Genomic DNA, 22,336 nt, shown 5'->3' on the forward strand with positions numbered 1-22,336 from the left:
TCATCTCCTCTGGAAATCGGGCGAAACGAGAAGCAGCGCGATGCCCGTCGCAGGGCTTTCCGCGCCACCGATGGCCTGCACGGTCGCGGGCGCTATCGCCCCGGGCATCAATGTCGCGCCGAGCGTGCGCGCATCGAGCCGGTCGCCGACGCGCTGGGCGAAGCGCTGCGCGACCTCGACCCGGCGGACCAATGCGTCGGGCGCGGCCCAACCGGCCGCGACATCGTCGAAGCCCGCAGGCGATCCGGGGCGCCAGACGGGCTGGCCGAGCTGGTTGAGCATCGGCGCGACCTGCATCTCCCCGATCTCGCGCATGCCGATCCCCCGCATCGCGGAGATGCTCCATTCCCACGGGGTCTTGAACTTGCGCGCCCGATCGTCCCAAGGCTCGGGTGCCTCGACCAGCACGCGATAGACCTTCGGCAGATCGCCGCCTTCCTTAAGGAAAGCGGTCGCCAGCCGGTCGACCAAGGCGGCCGGTGGGTCGTCGGCGACGAAGTGCCGCGCGAGCTTGGTCGCTATATGGCGCGCGGTGGCCGGCGCGGTCGCGAGATCGTGGAGGATCGCGCTGGCCTGCGCCTCGCCAGCTTGTGCGTAGCTGCGGCCCATGATCGTCCGAACGCCGGGTTCGTGCAGACCCGGCCGGAACAGATAGGCGCCGGGCGTGTCCCCGTTGCCAGCCCGCCCGCCGCCCCGCCCCAGCCCGCCGACGCTCCAGCCGGTCAGCGCACGGGCGAACTCGGTCACGTCGGCCTGGCTGTACCCCGTGCGGACGCCGAGCGTGTGGAGCTCCATGATCTCGCGCGCCAGATTCTCGTTGATACCGCGCCGGCGCCCCGGATCGTTCGCCGCCGCACGCCGGGCAGCCATGCTGTCCGGCCCGATCGACTGCGCCTGATCGAGATAGAGCATCATCGCGGCATGGCGTTCGGCGGCGAGCAGCAGATCCTCGAACCGGCCCAGCACATGAGGGCGAATCGCTTCGGCCTCGAAATTGCCGGCGAAGGGGACGACGGTCGCCTTGTCGGCCGATACCGCGAAATGGTTCGCCCAGAACCAGACGAGCCGCTCGACGAACGGCGCCGATGTCGTCAGCGCGGACGCCGCACGCGCATTGACCGCGTCGAGATAATCCTGCCGCGCATCGCGCCGCATCTCCCTGCGGGCATCCTTTTTCCGGGGATCGTCCTTGGGCGCCTGGCGCACCTCCATGCGCGCCTGCGCATAATCCTCGGCGAGTCGAGCCATCGGCGGCAGCGCGGCCCAGGCTGCCGGTCGCGGCTCATAGCGGTCGAACTGGTCGAGCAGCCAGCGCTTCGGATCGGATGGCGCAGCCTCGTTGGCCCGGGCACCGATCCCGAAGCGGTTCAAGGCGATGGCGGGCTGTGACATGTCGAAACCTCATGACGGACCTCGACTGAACGCACGATGGACGTTTTGGTAGCTGCCCCTGCGCCCACATGGACAGGTGGCTTCCCAGTTTATACTGGTGTTGCCACCATCACGACGGGCGACGCACGTTCAGGGATTCAGGTAGCAGCATGGCCCGCAGACATTCCAAACATGATCCTTATGGAGACCTGCAGCGCGAGGAGGAGGCGCCGGCGGAGGTCGTGTCCTGCTGGCTCTGCGGGCGGCCCACGGGAAAGACCATCGTCTGGCATCATCCCGTGCCGAAGAGCCGCGGCGGGCGCGATGTCGTCCCGATGCATCCCATTTGCCAGAAGACGCTGATCGCCAATTTCACCAATTCCGAGCTGCAGCGCCATGGGATGGACGTGGAAGGCCTGCTGGCCAACCCCAACATCCGCAAATTCGTCGATTGGGTCGCCAACAAGGACCCCGATTTCACCGCGACCATGGCCAGGAAGCAACGCTGACCAGCCTGCGCCCCATGGCCGATCAGGACCGGAGAAGACGATGAGCGACCCAATGAAAGCCTGGGACGGCGCACTGGTCCGTACATGGCTCGAAAGGCGTTTCGAGGCGGCGCGGCGCGATCAGGCGGCGGCCGACAAGCAGGGCTACGAAGCCCGCGACGACTATGACAAGGCGGCCGCCGAGGAATGGGTCTGCCGGGCCCTGCGAGGCGCGCCATCCACCGACGACCAGGCCGCCTTCGCCGCGCGCGTCAAGCAGCTGATCGGCCAGGACGACTATCCCGTCACGGGCATCCACGACGACCTGCGGTTCGAACGACATGTCCGGGCGTATCTTCGGAAACTGGCGAAGATGACCAAGACCAATGAGGGCTTCGAGAACAGGTGGCGCCATCAGTGAACGGTGCGGGTCACCGCCCAAAACAAGCTTCTCATCGTCGACCGGCTTTATCGACCCGCCATTCGGCGCATCGTCAATCGTGCATCGGCATAGCCCGGGCGCTGGATGCGGCCCTCGAACAGGTTCGGGGTGATGGCATGGGCGATGCAGCAAGCGTGGTAGACATCCTCGCGGCTGCCGAAGATGCTCGCCATGGCGTCGTTTCGACTGTGTCGGGCGATATCGAGCGTGGCGCGCAATTCGATCCCGGAGAAGCTCCATCGGCCCAGATAGGCGAAGGTGCTGTCGCCGCCGACCAGCATCCCCTCCCCGATATGGATCACGCCGCCGCGCGTCTCTCGATCGGCGCAACCGAACATGCCGAACCGCAAGGACCACAGGCCCGCCAGCTCCTCGGCCGTCATCTCGACCGGCACGCTGCCGGCGACGAGCGGGCGGCCCGTCGGGGAGCCGGCGGCATCCAGCGACAATCCGTCAGGGCAATCGGGCGCCTTGATCCATGTGAACCCGGTCTTCTCCGTCACGTCCATCATCTCCACTGAGGGCAGTCGGCATCATGCTCGAGCGACCGGCCGGGTCATTTCCACGGAAGATCGTGGCAGGACGGTCGTGGCGCAGGGGCGCCGGGCCAGGGCGTGCGGCGCCCTGGCCTTCGACGGACATCGAAAGCCATGATCATGCTCGATTGAAAGTCGGGTCGCCGGCCGTCAGGAACGGCTGGCGACGTCATTCATGCAAGGAGGGCGCGTCGCACGATATGTCCTCCAGGTGCCAATATGCGGCGGCGCGCCCCGTCGTCACAAGTTCGGCGAGGCGACAGTTCAGGACATATCGACGCCACTTTCGTCGTCTCTCCCATTTTCCGAGGCCGCTTGAAACCGATGGCGATATTGCAACGGGGTGACGCCGATTCTCCGCAGGAACGCGCGTCGGAGCGTCGCCACCGATCCGAAGCCCGCAGCGTAGGCGATCATCTTGATCGGTGACGTGCCGTCTTCGAGGAGGCGGCGGGCGATATCGATGCGGGTCGATTCGACATATGCGGCCAGGGTCATGCCCTGTTCGGCCCGGAACAGCCGGGACAGGTGGCGCGGACTGACCCCGGCCGCCCTGGCGACGGCGGGGAGCGTCAGGTCGGCACGCGGATTTTCGAGGATCTGAAGCCGAACCCTGTCGATCGGACCGGTGGCCGCGGTCTGCGCGGTCAAAGCTGCGCTGAACTGCGATTGTCCGCCAGGCCGCTTCAGGAAGACGACGAGCCGGCGGGCCACCCACAGGGCCAGAGCGCGCCCATGGTCCTCCTCGATCAACGAAAAGGCGAGGTCGATCGCCGCCGTCACCCCGGCCGAACTGAACGCCGGTCCGTCGCGAACGAAAATCCGGTCGGGTTCGACGCGGATATCGGGATATTCGACGGCAAGCCGTTCCGCATATTGCCAATGGGTGGTGGCGCGTCGCCCCGACAATAATCCCGCCTGCGCCAACAAAAAGGCGCCCGTACAGGTCGAGCCGTAGCGTCGCGACTGCATGGCCTGTTCGCGCAGCCAGCGCATGACGTCCTCGCTCGAACGACCGGGCACTCCATATGGCCCGACGACTATCAGCGTATCCGATGGCTGGGCCGCCTCCCGGAGGCCCGCATCGGGCATGAACCGGACGCCGGACGCGCTCTCTGCGAGCGTTCCGGCCTCCGTCACCAGCCGGACGCGATAGGGCTCCCCGGACCGCATCTTGCAGTTTGCTTCGAAAAGCGCATCGCGCACGCCGGCGATTTCCAGCAAATGCACATTGGCGGGGGCAAAGATCGTGATGAGCATGGCTCGCCTCGCTCAGCGGCGGCGCGATGCCTCCGATCCTTGCCGGAATACGCCTTCTCGGACCGAATACCTAGAATGATCCGGCGGCCCCCCGGGGCCGACGCCGGTGGGAGCGGTACTCGTTTCCGGCGATGCCGATGGCCCGTCGGTCGTATCTCGGGAACAGAATGGCGGCCGGTTCCGCCGAGCACCAAGGCGTCGCCCAAGCCAGTTCGTAGGATCAGGCAAAAACCTCCTTCGATCAGGCAACCACGGACCCGCGTCCCGTTTCATATCGAGATCATCGCAACGCTCGACAGAAGGAGACGATCGATGACCACCCTATCCCTCGTTACCGGCGCAAGCCGCGGCCTCGGCCGTAACACCGCCATCAGCATCGCCCGCCATGGCGGCGACGTGATCCTCACCTATCGCGGCGGCGAGGCCCAGGCGAACGCCGTCGTCGCCGAGATCGAGGCGATGGGCCGCAAGGCCGTCGCCCTCCGCCTGGACGTGACCGATGTCGCGTCCTTCGCGCCGTTCGCCGCCGAGCTTCGCTCGATGCTGTCCTCCACCTGGAACCGCGACAGCTTCGATCACCTCGTCAACAACGCGGGCCAGGGCGAGATGGCAAGCATCGCCGAGACCAGCGAAGCCCAGTTCGACGCGCTGTTCGATACGCATGTCAAAGGCGTGTTCTTCCTGACCCAGGCGCTGCTTCCGCTGATCGCGGATGGCGGCCGGATCGTGAATTTCTCCTCTGGCCTTACGCGCGTGTCGGTGCCTGGCTTCTCCGCCTATTCGGCGGCGAAGGGCGCGATCGAGACGCTCACCGTCTACATGGCGCGCGAGTTCGGCGCCCGCGGCATTACCGCAAACGTCGTAGCGCCCGGCGCGATCGAGACCGACTTCCTCGGCGGCGCGGTCCGCGACATGCCCGATCTCAACCGGCAGTTCGCGGACATGACCGCGCTCGGCCGCGTGGGCGTGCCCGACGATATCGGGCCGATGGTGGCGAGCCTGCTCGGCCCCGACAATCGCTGGATCACCGGCCAGCGGATCGAGGTCTCGGGCGGCCAGACCATCTGATCTCGCCCGGCTCACCGGAAATAGAGAGGATGTCGTCGTCGGCCAGCGTCGTCGTCGGCCAGCACTGCCGGCGACGGCGTCCAGCCCCGGAACAGCCATGCGGCTTGCCCGACCCGTTCCTTGCACGGCCTTCAAATGCTATGTTCACCGACATGTCGCAGCTGCTCCTCGATGCGGTCCGCCGCTACGCCGACGCCAATGTCGACGGCGACGGCGTCGCGCGGACGCCGGTTCCGGGCCTCAGCGCGATCCGCGCGACGAGGCCCAGCGAGCTGCAATTTGCGATCAACCGGCCGCTCGTCGCGCTCGTCGTGCAGGGTCGCAAACGCGTATCGCTCGGCAGCGAGACGTTCGATTTCGGGGCCGGCGAATCGCTGCTGATCGCGGCGGACGTGCCGACCGTCAGCCAGATCACCCGCGCAAGCCTGGGCGCGCCCTATTATTCGCTGGTGCTGGAACTGGACCCCGCGACGATCGAGGCGCTCGCGATGGAGATGCACGTCGTGCAGGCCGGCGTGGGCGGGCCGGTACGGGTGGATCCGACCGAGGCCGAGGTGGCGGAGGCGGCCGCCCGCCTCGTCAACCTCCTCGATCGGCCGATGGCGCTTCCGCTGCTGCAAGACCAGTTCGTCCGCGAACTGCATTTCTGGTTGCTGGCCGGCCGCCATGGTGCGGCGATCCGGGCGCTGGGGATCGCCAACAGCCATGCCCAGCGGATCGGCCGGGCGGTCGCGCTCATTCGCGAGGATTATGCGCAGCCCCTGCGGATCGAGAAGCTGGCCGAGGCGGCCGGCATGAGTCCCTCTTCGTTTCACCAACATTTTCGGGGGATCACCTCGCTGTCTCCGCTGCAGTTCCAGAAACAGCTCCGGCTGATCGAGGCGCGGCGGATGATGGTGTCGGAGGGCCTTCCCGCCAGCAACGCCGCCTATGCGGTGGGCTATGAGAGCGTGCCGCAGTTCACGCGCGAATATGGACGGCTGTTCGGTGTTCCGCCCGTTCGCGACATGAAGCAGGCCAGGAGCCGGATGACCGTCGCCGCCTGACCCGAGGCCTGGAGCAACCGGCTTCGCGGCCTACACCGACGCGCGCACGATCGGTGCCGGGCGGTTGATGAAGGATTTGAGCGCGAAGCTGCTCTGGATGTGCGCGACGCCCGGGATGCGGGTGAGGTCGTCGAGCAGGTGGCTGTAATGGTCGAGGTCGCGGACGACGGCGCGCAGCAGATAGTCCGAGCCGCCGGTCATCAGGAAGCCGCTCATGATCTCGGGCAGCTGGCCGACCTTCTCCTCGAAGCTCTCGAGGATGTCGCGCACCTGCCGTTCGAGCGTGACCGAGATGAACACGATCATCGCCCCCGCCAGCCGCTTCTCGTCGAGCCGCGCGAAATAGCCGGTGATGTAGCCCGCCTCCTCGAGCAGGCGGACGCGGCGCAGGGTCGGCGTCAGCGACAGGCCGATCTCCCCCGCTAGGTCGCGCCAGGTGATCCGGCCGTCCTCGCTCAGTCGCCGCAGGATGCGGACGTCATAGGAGTCGAGCGAGCCGTCCGTATTCATATGCACCACCATATTCGCTATTTTTAGATATATGAACTAATATCTGCCCCGATCAAAGCCGCGTTTGGTGACCTTTTCTAACGGTCTTGGGATATTCTTCGTCGTGACGGAGGACCCCAATGCACCACGACCGGATCGTCAGCCTCGACACCATCTACGGTGCCGAGCAAGGGCCGAGCTTCATGACCGGCATCCAGGCGCTGGTGCGCCTGCCGATGATGCAGCGGCGGCTCGACCGCCGGAACCGGCTGGACACGGCGGGGCTGGTCACCGGCTATCGCGGCTCGCCGCTCGGTGCCTATGACCAGCAGCTCTGGAAGGCCTCCCGCCATCTCGCCGCGCATGACGTCGTCTTCCAGCCGGGGCTGAACGAGGATCTCGCCGCGACCGCACTGTGGGGCGCGCAGATGCACAAGGCGTTCGGCAAGACCCGCGCCGACGGCGTGTTCGGCATCTGGTACGGCAAGGGCAACGGCGTCGACCGCACCGGCGACGTGTTCCGCAACGCCAATGTGCTGGGCACGTCGCCCCTGGGCGGGGTGCTGGCGATCGCCGGCGACGACCATGCCGCCCAGTCCTCGATGTTCCCGCACCAGACCGACGGCATCTTCCAGTCGGTGATGATGCCCGTCATCCAGCCCGCGACGGTGGGCGAGATATTGTCGCTCGGCCTCGCCGGCTTCGCGCTGTCGCGCTTCTCGGGGCTGTGGGTGGCGATGAAGACGATCGCCGAGGTGGTCGAGAGCGCGGCCTCGTTCGAGCTGCCCGACGCCTACCCCGCCTTCGTCTCGCCGCGCGAGGTCGTGCCGGCGCATGGGCTCAACTGGGACCCGACCGTCGCCTGGCCGGCGCAGCGCACCGAGCTCGAACGGCGGATGATCGACGAGCGGCTGCCCGCCGTCACCGCCTGGGCGCGCGCCAACCGGCTCGACCGGCCGGTGCTCCATGGCGGGGCGCGGCGGCTGTGCGTCGTCACCGTCGGCAAGGCGCATCAGGACGTGATGCAGGCGCTCGACAATCTCGGCATCGGCGCGGCCGGCGCGCACGCGATCGGGCTGTCGGTCTACAAGGTGGCGCTGAGCTGGCCGCTCGACACCACCAGCTTGCTCGAATTCGCGGACGGCTTCGAGGAGATCCTCGTCGTCGAGGAGAAGCGCCCGGTGGTCGAGGAGCAGGTCAAGTTCGCGCTGTTCAACCGCAGCGGCACGCGGCCTCGCGTCACCGGCAAGACCGATGCCGGGGGCGGGCCGCTGCTGCCCCAGACGCTCGAGTTCGACCCGCTGCGGGTCGCGCGCGCGATCGTCGGCCGCCTGCCCGGGACCGGCGACCTGCGCGAGCGGCTGGCCGCGCTGGAGGCGCGCGTCCCGTCGGCGCAGGTCGTCCCCTTCCCCGCCCGCAAACCCTTCTTCTGCTCGGGCTGCCCGCACAACAGTTCGACGAAGACGCCCGAGGGATCGATCGCCGGCGGCGGCATCGGCTGCCATGTCATGGCGCTGTCGCAGCCGAAGCTGAAGACCGCCACCTTCAGCCAGATGGGCGGCGAAGGCATCCAGTGGGTCGGCGCCGCGCCCTTCTCCGAGACCGGGCATATCTTCCAGAATCTGGGCGACGGCACCTATCAGCATTCGGGCCTGCTCGCGATCCGTGCCGCGGTCGCCGCCAAGGCCAACATCACCTTCAAGATCCTCTACAACGATGCGGTGGCGATGACCGGCGGCCAGCCCGCCGAGGGCGCGATCGACCCGGCGCGGATCAGCCGCCAGCTCGCCGCCGAGGGTGTCGGCAGCATTCACCTGGTGAGCGACGACCCCGTGCGGTGGCGCGCCGCGACCGACCTCGCCCCCGGCACGACGATCGAGCATCGCGACGACCTCGACCGGGTACAGCGCCGCCTGCGCGAGACGCCCGGGGTCACCGCGATCATCTACGAACAGACCTGCGCCGCCGAGAAGCGCCGCCGCCGCAAGCGGGGCGCGTTCCCCGATCCGGACAAGCGCATCTTCATCAACCCGCGCGTCTGCGAAGGGTGCGGCGACTGCTCGGTCCAGTCGAACTGCATCGCCGTCGAGCCGGTCGAGACCGCCTATGGCCGCAAGCGGCGGATCAACCAGTCGAGCTGCAACAAGGATTTCTCCTGCATCAAGGGCTTCTGCCCGAGCTTCGTCGAGGTCGAGGGCGCGGTGCTGCGCAAGCCCGACGGCGACCGGCTGAAGGCGTTCGAGGCCGCCCGCCTCGCCGACCTGCCCGCCCCCGCGCTGCCGGCCCATGACGGCATCGCCAACATCTATGTCGCCGGGATCGGCGGGCTCGGCGTGCTGACGGTCGGGGCTTTGCTCGGCACCGCCGCGCATCTCGACGGGTGCGGCGCGACCGTGCTCGACTTCACCGGCCTCGCCCAGAAGAACGGCGCGGTCGTCAGCCAGGTGCGGATCGCGCCGCCGGGCATGCCGATCCACGCGGTCCGCATCGACGCGGGCGAGATCGACGTGCTGCTGGGCACCGACGTGGTCGTCGCCGCCGGCCCGGACACGCTGCGCCGGATCGCCGCCGACCGCTCGACGCTGGTCCTCAACGACGACGAGACCCCGACCGCCGACATCGTCGCCGATCGCGACTTCACCCTGCCGACGCCGGCGATGATCGACACGCTGACCAGGCGGGCCAAGGCCGCGCACCGGCTGCGCGCGACGAGCATCGCCGAAGGGCTGTTCGGGAGCAATGTCGCCGCCAACACGCTGCTGCTCGGCTATGCGTGGCAGCAGGGGCTGATCCCGCTGGCGGCCGAGGCCGTTCGCGGGGCGATCGCGGCCAATGGCGCGGCGGTCGCGCTCAACGTGCGCGCCTTCGAATGGGGCCGGCTCGCGGCGATCGATCCGGCGCTGGTCGAGGAGATGGCGGGACTCGCCGCACCCGGCCCGCAGACCGAGACGACCGACGCGCTCACCGCCCGCCTCGCCGCCGAGCTCACCGCCTATCAGGACGAGCGCTACGCGGCGCGCTTCACCGCGCTAGTCGACCGCGCGCGCCGGGCGGCGACGGGACTGGGCCGCGATGGCGAGGACTTCGTCGAGGCGGTCGCGCGCAACGCCTACAGGCTGATGGCCTATAAGGACGAATATGAGGTCGCGCGCCTCTATGCCGATCCGGCCTTCATCGCGGGGCTGAGCGAGCAATTCTCCGGCCGCAGGCGGCTGTCGGTCTATCTGGCGCCGCCGATCCTGTCGCGCACCGACCCGGCGACCGGCCGGCCGCGCAAGCGCAAATTCGGGCCGTGGATATTCCCCGCCTTCCGCCTGCTCGCCCGGATGAAGCGCCTGCGCGGGAGCTGGGCCGATCCGTTCGGCCACAGCCACGAGCGGCGCGCCGAACGGCGGATGATCGAGGACTATGCCGCGCTGGTCGCCGAGCTGACGACGGACCTGTCGCCGGCGACCCTGCCGGCCGCGACCGGGCTCGCCCGGCTGCCCGACATGATCCGGGGCTATGGCCCGGTGAAGGCGGCGGCGATGGTCGAGGCGGAGGCGCGCAAGGCCGCGCTGCTCGACGCGCTGGCCGACGGACGGCGTGCGACGGCGGCGAAAGTCGCTGCCTGAGGCTTGCCCGTCCCCGTCCTGCTGGTTAGGGCCTCGGCGGTGATCATGGCCGCCACCCCCGCCGAAACCGCGATCCGCCGCGTCCGCGAGGAATCGAACCGGCGCATCGCCGCGCACGATGCCGACGGCGCGGTCGCGCTGATGCAGGAGGGCGTGCTGGTGATCCCCAGCGGCGGCGGCCCGCTCGCCGGCCGGGCGGCCGTGCGCGCGGTCCTGGCGGCCAGCTTCGCCGATCCCGGCTTCCGGACCTATGAGCGCCTGCCCGACCGGATCGAGGTCGCTCCCGACGGCGCGACCGCCGCCGAGAGCGGGCGCTGGCGCGGATTGTGGAAGGCCGACAGCGGCCATCCGACCCTGAAGGGCGGCTATACCGCGCGCTGGCGGCTGGACGGCGGGCGCTGGACCATATTGTCCGAGATCTTCGAACCCGATCCCGCCTGAGCCATGATCGAACGCCACGATTTTTTTTCGGACAACACCGCCGGCATCTGCCCCGAGGCGCTGGTCGCCTTCACGGCGGCCAATCGCGGCTTCGTGGCAAGCTACGGCGCCGATCCGGTGAGCGCGCTGGCCGCCGCTGCGATCCGCGCCCTGCTCGACGCCGATGCCGAGGTCCGCTTCGTCTCCACGGGCACGGCCGCCAACGCGATCGCGCTGGCGACCCTGTGCCCGCCCCAGGGTGCGGTGCTCGCCCATGAGGAAGCGCACATCATCATGCACGAGGGCGGCGCGCCGGGCTTTTTCGGCCGGGGGCTGGAGATCGAGCCGCTGACCGGCCGCGACAGCCGGATCGATCCTGCCGCGCTGGACGCAGCACTGGCCCGGCAGCGCGGCGCGGAGGAGCGCCGCCCCGCCGCGCTGTCGCTGACCAACGCGACCGAATATGGCACGGTGTATCGCGAGGCGATGCTGGCGCGGCTGTGCGGCCCGGCGAAGGCGGCGGGCCTGGGCATCCACCTCGACGGCGCCAGGCTGGCGAATGCGGTGGCGGCGGGCTTCGACCCGAAGGCGCTGGCGCGGGCCGGCGTCGACATCGTCATACTCGGCGGATCGAAGGCGGGCGCGCCCTTTTCCGAAGCGATCGTGTTGCTGAACAAGAATCTGGCCGAGGGTTTCGACGACCGGCTGAAGCAGTGCGGGCAGCTCACCTCGAAGATGCGGCTGCTCGCGGCGCCGTGGCTGGGCCTGCTCGACCGGTCGGGCGACGAGCTTCCCTGGATCGCCCATGCGCGCCGCGCGAATGCGATGGCGCTCCGCCTGGCCGACGGCCTGCCCTTCGCGATCAATTATCCGGTCGAGGCCAACGCGGTGTTCGTGACGATGAGCGGGGCCGAAGAGGCCGCGCTGAACGCGAAGGGCTGGCGCTTCGCGCGGTTCGAGGACGGATCGGCGCGCTTCGTCTGCGGCTGGGCGACGAGCGCCGAAAGCGTCGACGCGCTGATCGCGGACGCCAGGGCCGGCGCGTGACAGCGACGGGCGATATCGCCTAGGGCGGTTCACGATCTGATTGCATCAGATCGGCCGTCCTAAATTGGTGTTTCACCACGATTTCCGAGTCGGCAGAAGTTTCCATCCGCCTCGAAACCGCTCTAGGGTCGCGGTCGATGAAGACGTGTCAGACGAGGTCCCGATGATGTTCCGCAGCTTCCTGTCGGCCCCGATCGTGGCGGTCGCGCTGGCTTCGGCGGCCAGCGCCGCGCCGCTCACCCTGCCCGGCGGCACCCGGATCGAGGATGTGAAGATCGGCACCGGTCCGGCGGCGCAGGCCGGACAGACGGTCGTCGTCCACTATACCGGTTGGCTCTATGTCGACGGCAAGCGCGGCGAGAAGTTCGACTCCTCGCGCGACCCCGGCGGCGGCCCCTTTTCCTTCCTGCTCGGCGGCGGCGAGGTCATCCCGGGCTGGGACGAGGGCGTGGCGGGGATGAAGGTCGGCGGCAAGCGCACCCTGATCCTCCCGCCCGACGCCGCCTATGGCGCGCAGGGCGACGATATCATCCCGCCGAACAGCTGGCTGATCTTCGACGTCGACCTGCTCGGCATCGAATAAGCGGTGCGACCTGGAGCGGTTCACGATCTGATTGCATCAGATCGGCCGCTCTACCTTGTTGTTTTACCACGATTTCCGAGTCGGCAGACGCTTCCATCCGCCTCGAGACCGCTCTAACCCCGCAGCCGCTCCGCGTGCCAGCGCAGATGCTGCTCCATGAAGGTCGCGATGAAATAATAGCTGTGGTCGTAGCCCGGCCGCATGTTGAGGGTCAGATCGATCCCCGCATCGGCGCAGGCGGCAGCCAGCAGACTGGGCTTGAGCTGCCCGGCCAGGAAGCCGTCGGCCTCGCCCTGGTCGACCAGCAGCTCCTTCACCCGCGCGCCATCCTCGATCAGGGCGACGGCATCATGTTTGCGCCACGCCGCGCGGTCGTCGCCCAGATAGCCACCGAGCGCCTTGTGGCCCCACGGCACCTGCCCCGGCGCGACGATCGGCGCGAAGGCCGAGATCGAGCGGAAGCGGTCGGGGAAGGTCAGGCCGACGGTCAGTGCGCCGTGGCCGCCCATCGAATGGCCGGTGATCGCCTGACGCGCCATGTCCACCGGGAAATGCGCGGCGACCAGCGCCGGCAGCTCGTCGGTGACGTAGCTCCACATCCGGTAGTTGGCGGCGAACGGCTCCCGCGTCGCATCGACATAGAAGCCCGCGCCCAGCCCGAAGTCATAGGCGCCTTCCGCATCGTCGGCCACGCCCTCGCCGCGCGGCGAGGTGTCGGGCGCGACGAAGATCAGGCCGAGCTCGGCGCAGGCGCGGCGATATTCGCCCTTCTCGGTGACGTTGGCGTGGGTGCAGGTCAGCCCCGACAGATACCAGACGACCGGCAGCTTCGCCCCCGGGGCGTGCGGCGGCACATAGACCGAGAAGGTCATGTCGGTGCCGGTGGAGGTGCTGGCGTGCCGGTACACGCCCTGCACGCCATCGAAGCTCAGGTTCGACGAAAGGGTTTCGATGACCATGATCGTCCGATCAGTAGACGACGACGGAACGGATCGACTTGCCCTGGTGCATCAGGTCGAAGGCGGTGTTGATCTCCTCCAGCCCCATGACGTGGGTGATCATCGGGTCGATCTCGATCTTGCCCGTCATGTACATGTCGACGATCTTCGGCACGTCGGTGCGGCCCTTGGCGCCGCCGAAAGCGGTGCCGCGCCAGTTGCGGCCGGTGACCAGCTGGAACGGGCGGGTCGCGATCTCCTTGCCCGCCTCGGCCACGCCGATGATGATCGAGGTGCCCCAGCCGCGATGGCAGGCCTCCAGCGCAGTGCGCATCACTTCGGTATTGCCGGTCGCGTCGAAGGTGTAGTCGGCGCCGCCGTCGGTCATCAGCACGATCTTCGCGACGACGTCCTCGCGGCTCATGCCCTTGCTGTTCAAAAAGTCGGTCATGCCGAACCTGCGGCCCCATTCCTCGCGGTCGGGGTTGAGGTCGACGCCGATGATCTTGTTCGCGCCGGCCAGCCGGGCGCCCTGGATCACGTTGAGGCCGATGCCGCCCAGGCCGAAGACGACGACATTGTCGCCGACCTGGACCTTGGCGGTGTTGATCACCGCACCGACCCCGGTCGTCACGCCGCAACCGATGTAGCAGCTCGACTGGAACGGCGCGTCCTCGCGGATCTTCGCCACCGCGATCTCTGGCAGGACGGTGAAGTTCGCGAAGGTCGAGCAGCCCATATAATGAAAGATCGGCTGGCCCTTGTAGCTGAACCGGCTGGTCCCGTCGGGCATCAGCCCCTTGCCCTGGGTCGCGCGGATCGCGGTGCACAGGTTGGTCTTGCCGCTGAGGCAGCTTTTGCACTGGCGGCATTCGGGCGTGTAGAGCGGGATGACGTGGTCGCCGGGCTTGACGCTGGTCACGCCGGGGCCGACCTCGCGGACGATGCCGGCGCCCTCATGGCCCAGGATCGACGGGAAGATCCCCTCGCTGTCGAAGCCGTCGAGCGTATAGGCGTCGGTGTGGCAGATGCCGGTCGCCATGATCTCGACGAGCACTTCACCCGCCTTCGGGCCCTCCAGGTCGACCTCGACGATCTCCAGCGGCTTCTTGGCTTCGAACGCAACGGCGGCGCGAGTCTTCATGGCGAATGTCTCCTTTGCGGGGCGCCTTATCATTGCTGCAAATCCGGGATAAATAGTCAATAACGCAAGCGACTATTCCGGTGAGGCAATAATCATGTCAGGTTGGGAAGGGCTGGAGGAGATCGTCGCGATCGCCGATACCGGCAGCTTCGTCGGCGCGGCCCGGCGGCTGCGCGTCTCGGCCTCGCAGATCAGCCGCGCGGTGCAGAGGCTCGAGCATCGCCTCAACGCCGAGCTGTTCATCCGCACCACCCGGTCGGTCCAGCCGACCGAGGCGGGCCGCACCCTGGTCGAGCAGAGCCGCCGCATCATCGACGAGCGCAACGAGGCGCTGCAGCTGGTGCGCGGCCAGGGAGAGATGCAGGGCGAGCTGCGGCTGACCTGCTCGACCGCGCTGGGCGAGCGCTTCGTGGCGCCGATCGTGCGCCGCTTCATCGAGACGCATCCGCGCATCTCGGTCCGGCTCGAACTCACAAATCGCCTGGTCGACCTTGTCAGCGAGGGATTCGACGTCGCCATCCGCACCGGCCATCCGACCGACCACCGCCTGGCGGCACGGCAGATCGCCGCGCGCCCGGCCGAGGTGTGCGCGGCGCCCGACTATCTCGCCCGCGCCGGCCATCCGCGGACATTGGCCGATCTCGATCGCCACCAATGCCTGATCGGGACGAGCGTGAACTGGCATTTTCTCGAAGCGGGGCAGCGGCGCAGCTTCGTGCCGACCGGGCGCTGGCGCTGCAACAGCGGCAATGCGGTGGTCGATGCCGCGCTGGCGGGCATGGGCATCTGCCAGCTTCCCAGCTTCTACGTCCGCGATCCGATCGTCGCCGGCCGGCTGGTGCCGCTGCTCGAGGAATTTCGCGACCGTCCCGAGCCGGTCTGGGCGGTCTATCCGCAGCGCCGCTACCTGCTGCCCAAGATCCAGCAGGTCATCGCCGCGCTCGAAGCCGAGCTCGACGAGGCGATGAACGCCCCCGCCGCGTCGGCCGCGACGTGAAGCAACCCCTTTATCGCAAATCGGTTTCCGCGCAGAAGGCGGCATGACCATCGCCCCGACCGACCTGCCGCTGCTGCTGCTCGACCTGATCGCATCGCGGCGGCCGCTCCCCCTGGAGCGGATCGCGGCGCTCGACGACGACGATTGGCGGGCGATCGACGCGATGGCCCGGGAGCATCGGCTCCGCCCGCTGCTGCATCGCCGCCTGGCGACGCACGAACCGGTACGGGGCATTCCCGCCGACCTGCGGGCGGCCTGGGCCGACACCTATCGCCGCGTCGCCCTGCGGTCGCTGGCCTGCCAGCGGGAGCTGATGATATTGCACGACCTGCTCGAGGCGGCGGGCTCCCCCTATCTGGCGCTGAAAGGCGCCTATCTCGCCTGGCACGCCTACCCCGAACCGGGGCTGCGCCCGCTACGCGACCTCGACCTGCTGGTTCCGGGTGACCGCGCGATGGAGCTGTTCCGGATGCTGCTCGATCGCGGCTACCAGCGGACGAAGAATTATGAAGGCGATCCGCAAGCGCATCTCGAGACCTCGCACCAGCTTCCGCCGCTGCACAGCCCATCGAGCGAGGTCACGGTCGAGCTCCATACCCACCTGTTCCACCGCGACGAGCGTCGGGCCGAGGTGCGCGATCCCAGCGGCGATCCGGCCTATTGGCATCGCGCGATCGATCGGCCGATGATGGCCCGCATACTGCACTTCCCCGCGCCCGAGGACATATTGGTCCATCTGATCGAGCATGCCGTCTACGGCCATCAGTTCGACAACGGACCGCTCCTGTTGAGCGACATCGCCTTCCTGGTCGAGCGCCATGCGATCGACTGGCCACTGTTCTGGCGCCTTGCCGACGAGGCGCAATGCCGGCGCGGCGCGATGCTCAGCTTCGCGCTCGTCCGCCATTACTGGCCCGATATCGCGATCGCCGGGCCCGAGGGCGGCGAGGAGACCGTACCGGAGGCCGTCGCCGTCGCCGCGGCGCGGGCCTCGCTGCGCGGCGGCGGCCATCGCAAGAGCGACAACCTGCTCATCAACGCGCGGCTCACCGACGGAGGCCACCGGCGGGCCGCGCATGTCTGGCGCCGGCTGTTTCCGGAACGCAACCACATCGCGCTGATCTATCCGGTCCGGGCCGGTTCGCCGTTGATCCCGTTCTTCTACGCGAAGCGCCTGTGGACATTGGCGACCGAGCGCCTGCCGACAGTGATCGCGCGGCGATCGAGCGACACGGTGGACGGGCTGGTGCTCATCCACCGCTGGCTCGACCGGCGCGGCTGAGGGCGAGCCTGGCCGCGCGGCGTAGCGCCCCGCCTAGTGGTTCATCGCCTTGACGATTTCCTCGACCATCTTCTTGGCGTCGCCGAGGAGCATCATGGTGTTGTCCATGTAGAAGACGTCGTTGTCGACGCCGGCATAGCCGACCCCGCCCATCGAGCGCTTCACGAACAGCACGGTCTTCGCCTTCTCGACGTCGAGGATCGGCATGCCGTAGATCGGCGAGGTCTTGTCGGTCTTGGCGGCCGGGTTGGTGACGTCGTTGGCGCCGATGACGAAGGCGNGCCCCGCCTAGTGGTTCATCGCCTTGACGATTTCCTCGACCATCTTCTTGGCGTCGCCGAGGAGCATCATGGTGTTGTCCATGTAGAAGACGTCGTTGTCGACGCCGGCATAGCCGACACCGCCCATCGAGCGCTTCACGAACAGCACGGTCTTGGCCTTCTCGACGTCGAGGATCGGCATGCCGTAGATCGGCGAGGTCTTGTCGGTCTTGGCGGCCGGGTTGGTGACGTCGTTGGCGCCGATGACGAAGGCGACGTCGGTCTGCGAGAACTCGCTGTTGATGTCCTCGAGCTCGAACACCTCGTCATAGGGGACGTTGGCCTCGGCCAGCAGYACGTTCATATGGCCGGGCATGCGGCCCGCGACCGGGTGGATCGCATATTTCACGCGGACGCCGGCTTCCTTCAGGACGTCGCCCATCTCGCGCAGGGCGTGCTGCGCCTGGCTGACCGCCATGCCGTAGCCGGGGACGATGATGACCTGTTCGGCCTGGCCCATCAGGAAGGCCGCGTCCTCGGCCGAGCCGCGCTTCCACGGACGGTCGACCTTCGCGCCCGCCGCTGCCGCACCGCCGTCGCCGCCGCCGAAGCCGCCCGCGATGACCGAGATGAAGCTGCGGTTCATCGCCTTGCACATGATGTAGCTGAGGATCGCGCCCGACGAACCCACCAGCGCGCCGGTGATGATCATCGCGGTGTTGTGGAGGGTGAAGCCCATCGCCGCCGCCGCCCAGCCCGAATAGCTGTTGAGCATCGAGACGACCACCGGCATGTCCGCGCCGCCGATCGGGATGATCAGCAGGAAACCGATGACGAAGCTGAGCGCGGTGATGGTGAAGAACACCCAATGCGCGTCGTCGGTGAGGAAATAGCCGATCAGCCCGACGATCGCGGCGAGCATGCCGAGGTTGATGACATGGCGGCCGGGCAGCATGATCGGCGCGCCCGACATGTTGCCGTTGAGCTTGAGGAAGGCGATCACCGATCCCGAGAAGGTGATCGCGCCGATCGCGACGCCCAGGCCCATCTCGATCCGGCTGACCTGGTGGATATGGCCGGTGACGAGATCGAGGATGCCGAAGGCCCCCGGATTGAGGAAGGCGGCGCCGGCCACCAGCACCGCGGCGAGGCCGACCAGCGAGTGGAAGGCGGCGACGAGCTGCGGCATGTCGGTCATCGCGATCTTGCGCGCGGTGACGAAGCCGATGGCGCCGCCGATCGCGATGGCGACGGCGATCTCGACCAGGCCGGTGCCGTGCAGGACCAGCGTGGTCACGACCGCGATCAGCATGCCGACCATGCCGAAGCGGTTGCCCCGGCGCGAGCTGGCCGGGCTCGACAGCCCGCGCAGCGCCAGGATGAAGAGGATGCCCGAGATCAGATAGGCGAGCGATGCCCAGGCGGGCGTGGCGGCGAGTTCATGCATGCTATTCTACCCCCTGCCGGCCTCAGCCCTTGCGCTCTTTCTTCTTGTACATCGCGAGCATCCGTTCGGTGACCGCGAAGCCGCCGAAGATGTTGATGCTGGCGAAGACGACCGCGACCAGCCCCATATATTTTGCGACGACGCTGCCGCCGGCGGTGGCGCTGGCGATCAACGCCCCGACGATGATCACCGAGGAGATCGCGTTGGTCACCGCCATCAGCGGCGTGTGCAGCGCCGGGGTGACCGACCAGACGACATAATAGCCGACGAAACAGGCCATCACGAAGATCGACAGGATCGAGATGAAATCCATGGCTTCTATCCTTTTCCCGTGATCAGCCGAGCAGGCGTGGATTGACGACCTTGCCGTCCTGGGTCAGCCGGACCGCGCTGCCGATCTCCTCGTCGAGGATCGGCTTGTTCGCGTCCTTGTCCCAGAAGGCGCTCAGGAAATTGTAGAGATTGCGCGAGTAGAGCGCCGAGGCGTCGGCCGCGAGCGTGCCCGCCATGTTCTTCGCGCCGATGATCTTGACGCCGTGGCGGACCACGGTCTGGCCCGACACCGCACCCTCGACATTGCCGCCGCTTTCGGCCGCGAGGTCGACGATCACGGAGCCCGCGCGCATCGTCGCGATCTGCGCGTCGCTGATCAGCCGCGGSGCGGGACGCCCCGGGATCAGCGCGGTGGTGATCACGATATCCTGCTTGGCGATGTGGCTCGACACCAGTTCGGYCTGGGCCTTCTGATATTCCTCCGACATCTCGGTCGCGTAACCGCCCGATCCCTCGCCCTCGATGCCGGCGACCTTCTCGACGAAGATCGGCTTGGCGCCGAGCGACTGGATCTGCTCCTTSGTCGCCGAGCGCACGTCGGTCGCCGAGACCTGRGCACCGAGGCGCCGCGCGGTCGCGATCGCCTGGAGCCCGGCGACGCCGACGCCCATGATGAAGGCGCGCGCCGCGGACACGGTGCCCGCCGCCGTCATCATCATCGGGAAGGCACGGCCATATTCGGCCGCCGCCAGCAGCGCGCGGGTGATGCGCGGCATGAACTCCATCGCCAATGCCTCGAAGCCCTTGGCGGCATAGGCGTCGATCCGGGCGCGGTCCCCGAACGGATTCAGCCCCGCGACGATCCACGCCCCCGGCCTCGCGCCGGCCAGCGCCTCGGGATCGGGCCCCTGCACGCCGAAGATGATATCCGCATCCTTCAGCGTCGCCGCTCGCGGGCCCACCTTCGCTCCAGCCGCCTCATAATCAGCATCGGAAATCGAAGCATCCTCGCCCGCCCCCGCCTCAACCGCCATCTCGGCACCCAAGGCAATGAACTTCTTCACGGTCTCAGGCGTCGCCGACACACGGCGCTCACCCGCAACACCTTCCTTGAGGACTGCGATCTTCAAGAGCGAATCCTTCTGACTTCACCACGCATCGCCGCGCTACTGCTTTGGCAAGCGCAACGCGGCGGCGATGTTATTGAGCTGGATGGCGGACGAGCCGCCGATGATCGGCATGAGCAGGACATCGCGAACATAGCGCTCCATGTCGCTTTCCTCGACATAGCCATAAGCGCCCATCACCGACTGGCATTTGAGGACGATGTCCTTCGCGGTGTCGCAGATGAACAATTTGGCCATCGACGTTTCCGCGCGGCAGGGGAGCTTGTTTTCGGCGAGCCATGCTGCCTGGGTCAGCATGAGGCGACATGCATGCAGTCGGGTCTGCGCATCGGCCAGCATATGGCGGACCGATTGAATGCCGCTGATAGGTCCACCGAATTGCTTGCGCTCGGTGCTATATTGCCATGCGTCCTCGACCGCGGCGACGGCGAGGCCCAGCGCCATGGCGGCAACCTCCAGCTTCTCGATGTCCAGGCCGGGCCCGACCAGGAACGACCAGCCGTTGTTCCAACCTGCCTCCCCGCCCATCACGGACGAGAAGGGCACTTCCACATCCTCGAGCTGGACATCGGTGGTCGCAGCACCCCGGGCGCCCATTGTTCCCATCCGGGTGATCGACAGGCCCGGCGAATTCGTCGGAATCAATATGAAGGAAAGATTCTGATATTTTGGCTTGTCCGCATCGCTGCGGACCAGCGCATAAATATAGTCCGCGAGTTCCGCGCCTGTGCAGAAGCGCTTCGCACCGCGGATGATCAGGCGATCACCGCGCCGTTCGGCCGTCGTCCGCACATTCGCCAAGTCAGCGCCGATGTCGGGCTCGGTCCAACCATAGGCGAAGCGCATGCCCTCGCCGGTTACCTGCGGCAGGAGTTCGGCCTTCTGCTCGGCCGTACCGCATTCCTCGAGGTTCATGCCGGCATAACAGGCCGACATGATATAGGGTATCGCCACTGCCAGGCTTCGCCGGGACAGTTCCTCGATCGTCGCCATGCAGGCGACGATATTCCGGCCCGCGCCGCCATATTCTTCGCTTACCGCGAGCCCGGTGACGCCCAACTGGGTCAGCGACCCATATACGTCCTTCGGAAACAGGTCCTGGTGGTCCCAAGCCCGGGCGAGTTCGCGCGGCATTTCCTGGGCGACGAACCTGCGCAGGCTTTCCCGCAGCAGGCCGAGCATCTCGGGTTCCGCGAAGTTCAGCGGCACATCGGGATCCGGGCGGGATAGGTCACTCATCGGTGGTTCATTCCTCTTCGGGCGAGCCCCGGCGTCGCACGACGCCGGGGCTCGCCCCTTCAATCACGCAACCTGGCGATATTGGCGCAGCGTTTCCTTCGCGATGATCAGCTTCTGGATTTCGCTCGTTCCCGCGCCGATCTCGTGATGCTTGGCGTCGCGATAAAGCCGGGCGGCCGGATATTCTTCCATAAGCCCGTTGCCGCCGAGGATCTGAACCGCATCGCGAGATGCCTGCACCGCCATTTCCGAGGAATAGAGTTTCAGCATGGCTGCCTCGCGGTTGACATTTATCCCGCGCTCACAGGCCCTGATCAGGTGGTAGAACATCGTCCGGCTGGTTTCGACGCCTGTAGCCATCTGGGCGATCTTGTCCTGGATCATCTGATAGGTCGCGATTGGCTGCCCGAATACTTCGCGTTCAAGTGCGTAGGGAATGGCGACATCGAGACATGCCTGGCCGATGCCGGTATTGCTCGCGCCCTCGAAAACGCGCTCGGAATCCAGACCGTCGAGGAGAATTCTGAAACCTTCATCCACCTTTCCGAGAACCTGGCTTTCGTGGACTCGCACATCTTCCAGGAACACTTCGCTGGTCGGAGATGCCCGGAGGCAGAGCTTGTCGAACGGCTTGCCCGTCGAAAGGCCGGGTGTGGATCTTTCGACGATGAAGCAGGTGCCGCCCTTCACGTTGCGATCGGCCCCGCTTGTGCGCGTGAATACCAGGAAGAATTCCGCGATCGGCGCGTTGGTGATATATGTCTTATGACCCTTGATGATCCAGTGATCCCCGTCCTTGCGCGCCGTGGTGCGCGGGCTAAGGGCATTGGATCCGCCATGAGGTTCGGTGATGCAGATCGAGGCCGAAATCTTGCCCTGCGCCAGCGGACGCAGATATTTCTCCTTCTGCTCATGCGTTCCATAGATCGACAGGTGACGGGCAACGATCCCGATATTGACAAACAATGTCGCATCGAGCCCCGCGCTCATCCGCGCCGTTTCCTCGGCGACGATGGCGCGCGTCATCAGTGACGCGCCCGCGCCGCCATATTCCTCCGGCAGGAACGTCCCGAGCATCCCGGCGTCACCCATTTTTTCGAGAAGCCCGGCGGGGGGCTGACCCTCCGCCTCCATTTGCGGGACGAGCGGTTCGACTTCCTGCTTCATGAAGCGCCGAACACTGTCCCTGAACTGGCGCTCCTCGTCGGTGAGGAAGGTTTCTACCGCAAGAGAATAGGTATCCATTCGTTTATCCTTGGCGATGA

At 67.3% G+C, this 22,336-nt stretch carries 22 protein-coding genes; 10 read left to right on the forward strand and 12 right to left on the reverse strand.

The window, feature by feature from the left end; all coding sequences use genetic code 11:
• Window positions 1–1,392, reverse strand: a complete 1,392-nt coding sequence (locus tag ASE22_RS13015; protein ID WP_056359941.1) for a DUF1800 domain-containing protein — start codon at window positions 1,390–1,392, stop codon at window positions 1–3.
• A gap of 149 nt (window positions 1,393–1,541) precedes the next feature.
• Here ASE22_RS13015 and ASE22_RS13020 point away from each other — a divergent pair, with 149 nt between their 5' ends.
• Together ASE22_RS13020 and ASE22_RS13025 are read left to right on the forward strand one after the other, a co-directional pair.
• Window positions 1,542–1,880, forward strand: coding sequence for a hypothetical protein (locus ASE22_RS13020; RefSeq protein ID WP_056359944.1), 339 nt, complete (start codon window positions 1,542–1,544; stop codon window positions 1,878–1,880).
• A 40-nt stretch (window positions 1,881–1,920) separates the two neighbouring features.
• On the forward strand, window positions 1,921–2,280 hold the full coding sequence (locus tag ASE22_RS13025; protein ID WP_200933216.1) for a hypothetical protein: 360 nt from the start codon (window positions 1,921–1,923) through the stop codon (window positions 2,278–2,280).
• Window positions 2,281–2,327: 47 nt separating this feature from the next.
• Here ASE22_RS13025 and ASE22_RS13030 read toward each other — a convergent pair whose 3' ends face one another.
• Both ASE22_RS13030 and ASE22_RS13035 read right to left on the reverse strand, forming a co-directional pair.
• Window positions 2,328–2,813 (reverse strand): hypothetical protein, encoded by a 486-nt coding sequence (locus ASE22_RS13030; protein WP_056359947.1) that lies wholly within the window; start codon window positions 2,811–2,813, stop codon window positions 2,328–2,330.
• 288 nt (window positions 2,814–3,101) lie between these two features.
• On the reverse strand, window positions 3,102–4,097 hold the full coding sequence (locus tag ASE22_RS13035) for a GlxA family transcriptional regulator (protein WP_056359950.1): 996 nt from the start codon (window positions 4,095–4,097) through the stop codon (window positions 3,102–3,104).
• A gap of 312 nt (window positions 4,098–4,409) precedes the next feature.
• On the opposite strand from ASE22_RS13035, the gene ASE22_RS13040 reads away from it, so the two are divergent.
• On the forward strand, window positions 4,410–5,165 hold the full coding sequence (locus tag ASE22_RS13040; RefSeq protein ID WP_056359955.1) for an SDR family NAD(P)-dependent oxidoreductase: 756 nt from the start codon (window positions 4,410–4,412) through the stop codon (window positions 5,163–5,165).
• A 140-nt stretch (window positions 5,166–5,305) separates the two neighbouring features.
• Window positions 5,306–6,211 carry an AraC family transcriptional regulator gene (locus ASE22_RS13045; RefSeq protein WP_235538156.1) on the forward strand — a complete coding sequence of 302 codons (906 nt, stop codon included), beginning with the start codon at window positions 5,306–5,308 and terminating at the stop codon, window positions 6,209–6,211.
• 30 nt (window positions 6,212–6,241) lie between these two features.
• On the opposite strand, the gene ASE22_RS13050 is transcribed toward ASE22_RS13045, so the two are convergent.
• Window positions 6,242–6,721: an Lrp/AsnC family transcriptional regulator gene (locus ASE22_RS13050; RefSeq protein ID WP_056361202.1), complete on the reverse strand. Its 480-nt coding sequence runs from the start codon at window positions 6,719–6,721 to the stop codon at window positions 6,242–6,244.
• A gap of 119 nt (window positions 6,722–6,840) precedes the next feature.
• On the opposite strand from ASE22_RS13050, the gene ASE22_RS13055 reads away from it, so the two are divergent.
• The 4 genes from ASE22_RS13055 to ASE22_RS13070 all read left to right on the forward strand — a co-directional run bounded on the left by ASE22_RS13055 (window position 6,841) and on the right by ASE22_RS13070 (window position 12,364).
• Window positions 6,841–10,314, forward strand: a complete 3,474-nt coding sequence (locus ASE22_RS13055; RefSeq protein ID WP_056359958.1) for an indolepyruvate ferredoxin oxidoreductase family protein — start codon at window positions 6,841–6,843, stop codon at window positions 10,312–10,314.
• A 45-nt stretch (window positions 10,315–10,359) separates the two neighbouring features.
• Window positions 10,360–10,755 (forward strand): YybH family protein, encoded by a 396-nt coding sequence (locus tag ASE22_RS13060; protein WP_235536429.1) that lies wholly within the window; start codon window positions 10,360–10,362, stop codon window positions 10,753–10,755.
• Window positions 10,756–10,758: 3 nt separating this feature from the next.
• Entirely contained in the window at window positions 10,759–11,781 is a 1,023-nt protein-coding gene (locus tag ASE22_RS13065) for a threonine aldolase family protein (protein ID WP_056359964.1), read from the forward strand.
• 145 nt (window positions 11,782–11,926) lie between these two features.
• Complete coding sequence (locus ASE22_RS13070) at window positions 11,927–12,364, forward strand: FKBP-type peptidyl-prolyl cis-trans isomerase (protein ID WP_235536430.1); 438 nt, start codon at window positions 11,927–11,929, stop codon at window positions 12,362–12,364.
• A 113-nt stretch (window positions 12,365–12,477) separates the two neighbouring features.
• Here ASE22_RS13070 and fghA read toward each other — a convergent pair whose 3' ends face one another.
• Together fghA and ASE22_RS13080 are read right to left on the reverse strand one after the other, a co-directional pair.
• Entirely contained in the window at window positions 12,478–13,317 is an 840-nt protein-coding gene (gene fghA, locus ASE22_RS13075; protein ID WP_056361208.1) for an S-formylglutathione hydrolase, read from the reverse strand.
• 16 nt (window positions 13,318–13,333) lie between these two features.
• Window positions 13,334–14,446 carry an S-(hydroxymethyl)glutathione dehydrogenase/class III alcohol dehydrogenase gene (locus ASE22_RS13080; protein WP_056359966.1) on the reverse strand — a complete coding sequence of 371 codons (1,113 nt, stop codon included), beginning with the start codon at window positions 14,444–14,446 and terminating at the stop codon, window positions 13,334–13,336.
• Between the two features lie 94 nt (window positions 14,447–14,540).
• On the opposite strand from ASE22_RS13080, the gene ASE22_RS13085 reads away from it, so the two are divergent.
• A complete protein-coding gene (locus tag ASE22_RS13085) occupies window positions 14,541–15,443 on the forward strand; it encodes a LysR family transcriptional regulator (RefSeq protein WP_056359969.1) in 903 nt (300 codons plus the stop codon).
• A 43-nt stretch (window positions 15,444–15,486) separates the two neighbouring features.
• Window positions 15,487–16,725, forward strand: coding sequence for a nucleotidyltransferase family protein (locus tag ASE22_RS13090; protein WP_056359973.1), 1,239 nt, complete (start codon window positions 15,487–15,489; stop codon window positions 16,723–16,725).
• 33 nt (window positions 16,726–16,758) lie between these two features.
• On the opposite strand, the gene ASE22_RS26210 is transcribed toward ASE22_RS13090, so the two are convergent.
• From ASE22_RS26210 to ASE22_RS13115, 6 genes are all read right to left on the reverse strand, one after another.
• The coding region (locus tag ASE22_RS26210; RefSeq protein ID WP_162257095.1) for an NAD(P)(+) transhydrogenase (Re/Si-specific) subunit beta at window positions 16,759–17,005 on the reverse strand (247 nt) is incomplete at its 5' end.
• Window positions 17,006–17,013: 8 nt separating this feature from the next.
• Window positions 17,014–18,432 carry an NAD(P)(+) transhydrogenase (Re/Si-specific) subunit beta gene (locus tag ASE22_RS13095; protein WP_056359976.1) on the reverse strand — a complete coding sequence of 473 codons (1,419 nt, stop codon included), beginning with the start codon at window positions 18,430–18,432 and terminating at the stop codon, window positions 17,014–17,016.
• 22 nt (window positions 18,433–18,454) lie between these two features.
• Window positions 18,455–18,745, reverse strand: coding sequence for a proton-translocating transhydrogenase family protein (locus tag ASE22_RS13100; RefSeq protein WP_056359979.1), 291 nt, complete (start codon window positions 18,743–18,745; stop codon window positions 18,455–18,457).
• Between the two features lie 22 nt (window positions 18,746–18,767).
• Complete coding sequence (locus ASE22_RS13105; protein WP_056359982.1) at window positions 18,768–19,835, reverse strand: NAD(P) transhydrogenase subunit alpha; 1,068 nt, start codon at window positions 19,833–19,835, stop codon at window positions 18,768–18,770.
• A gap of 36 nt (window positions 19,836–19,871) precedes the next feature.
• Window positions 19,872–21,071 carry an acyl-CoA dehydrogenase family protein gene (locus ASE22_RS13110; RefSeq protein WP_200933167.1) on the reverse strand — a complete coding sequence of 400 codons (1,200 nt, stop codon included), beginning with the start codon at window positions 21,069–21,071 and terminating at the stop codon, window positions 19,872–19,874.
• Between the two features lie 63 nt (window positions 21,072–21,134).
• Window positions 21,135–22,316, reverse strand: coding sequence for an acyl-CoA dehydrogenase family protein (locus ASE22_RS13115; protein ID WP_056359988.1), 1,182 nt, complete (start codon window positions 22,314–22,316; stop codon window positions 21,135–21,137).
• Window positions 22,317–22,336 lie beyond the last annotated feature (20 nt).

Source organism: Sphingomonas sp. Root720 (assembly GCF_001428605.1).
Taxonomy (GTDB): Bacteria; Pseudomonadota; Alphaproteobacteria; order Sphingomonadales; family Sphingomonadaceae; genus Rhizorhabdus.

Excerpts from the sequence above, each read along its gene's own strand:
- ASE22_RS13050 (WP_056361202.1), bottom strand. The coding sequence starts at position 6,721 with ATGAATACGGACGGCTCGCTCGACTCCTATGACGTCCGCATCCTGCGG.
- ASE22_RS13090 (WP_056359973.1), top strand. The coding sequence starts at position 15,487 with ATGACCATCGCCCCGACCGACCTGCCGCTGCTGCTGCTCGACCTGATC.
- ASE22_RS13055 (WP_056359958.1), top strand. The coding sequence starts at position 6,841 with ATGCACCACGACCGGATCGTCAGCCTCGACACCATCTACGGTGCCGAG.
- ASE22_RS13115 (WP_056359988.1), bottom strand. The coding sequence starts at position 22,316 with ATGGATACCTATTCTCTTGCGGTAGAAACCTTCCTCACCGACGAGGAG.
- ASE22_RS13080 (WP_056359966.1), bottom strand. The coding sequence starts at position 14,446 with ATGAAGACTCGCGCCGCCGTTGCGTTCGAAGCCAAGAAGCCGCTGGAG.
- ASE22_RS13025 (WP_200933216.1), top strand. The coding sequence starts at position 1,921 with ATGAGCGACCCAATGAAAGCCTGGGACGGCGCACTGGTCCGTACATGG.
- ASE22_RS13020 (WP_056359944.1), top strand. The coding sequence starts at position 1,542 with ATGGCCCGCAGACATTCCAAACATGATCCTTATGGAGACCTGCAGCGC.
- ASE22_RS13100 (WP_056359979.1), bottom strand. The coding sequence starts at position 18,745 with ATGGATTTCATCTCGATCCTGTCGATCTTCGTGATGGCCTGTTTCGTC.
- ASE22_RS13065 (WP_056359964.1), top strand. The coding sequence starts at position 10,759 with ATGATCGAACGCCACGATTTTTTTTCGGACAACACCGCCGGCATCTGC.
- ASE22_RS13045 (WP_235538156.1), top strand. The coding sequence starts at position 5,306 with ATGTTCACCGACATGTCGCAGCTGCTCCTCGATGCGGTCCGCCGCTAC.
- ASE22_RS13110 (WP_200933167.1), bottom strand. The coding sequence starts at position 21,071 with ATGAGTGACCTATCCCGCCCGGATCCCGATGTGCCGCTGAACTTCGCG.
- ASE22_RS13085 (WP_056359969.1), top strand. The coding sequence starts at position 14,541 with ATGTCAGGTTGGGAAGGGCTGGAGGAGATCGTCGCGATCGCCGATACC.
- ASE22_RS13035 (WP_056359950.1), bottom strand. The coding sequence starts at position 4,097 with ATGCTCATCACGATCTTTGCCCCCGCCAATGTGCATTTGCTGGAAATC.
- ASE22_RS13060 (WP_235536429.1), top strand. The coding sequence starts at position 10,360 with ATGGCCGCCACCCCCGCCGAAACCGCGATCCGCCGCGTCCGCGAGGAA.
- ASE22_RS13015 (WP_056359941.1), bottom strand. The coding sequence starts at position 1,392 with ATGTCACAGCCCGCCATCGCCTTGAACCGCTTCGGGATCGGTGCCCGG.
- ASE22_RS13040 (WP_056359955.1), top strand. The coding sequence starts at position 4,410 with ATGACCACCCTATCCCTCGTTACCGGCGCAAGCCGCGGCCTCGGCCGT.
- ASE22_RS13030 (WP_056359947.1), bottom strand. The coding sequence starts at position 2,813 with ATGATGGACGTGACGGAGAAGACCGGGTTCACATGGATCAAGGCGCCC.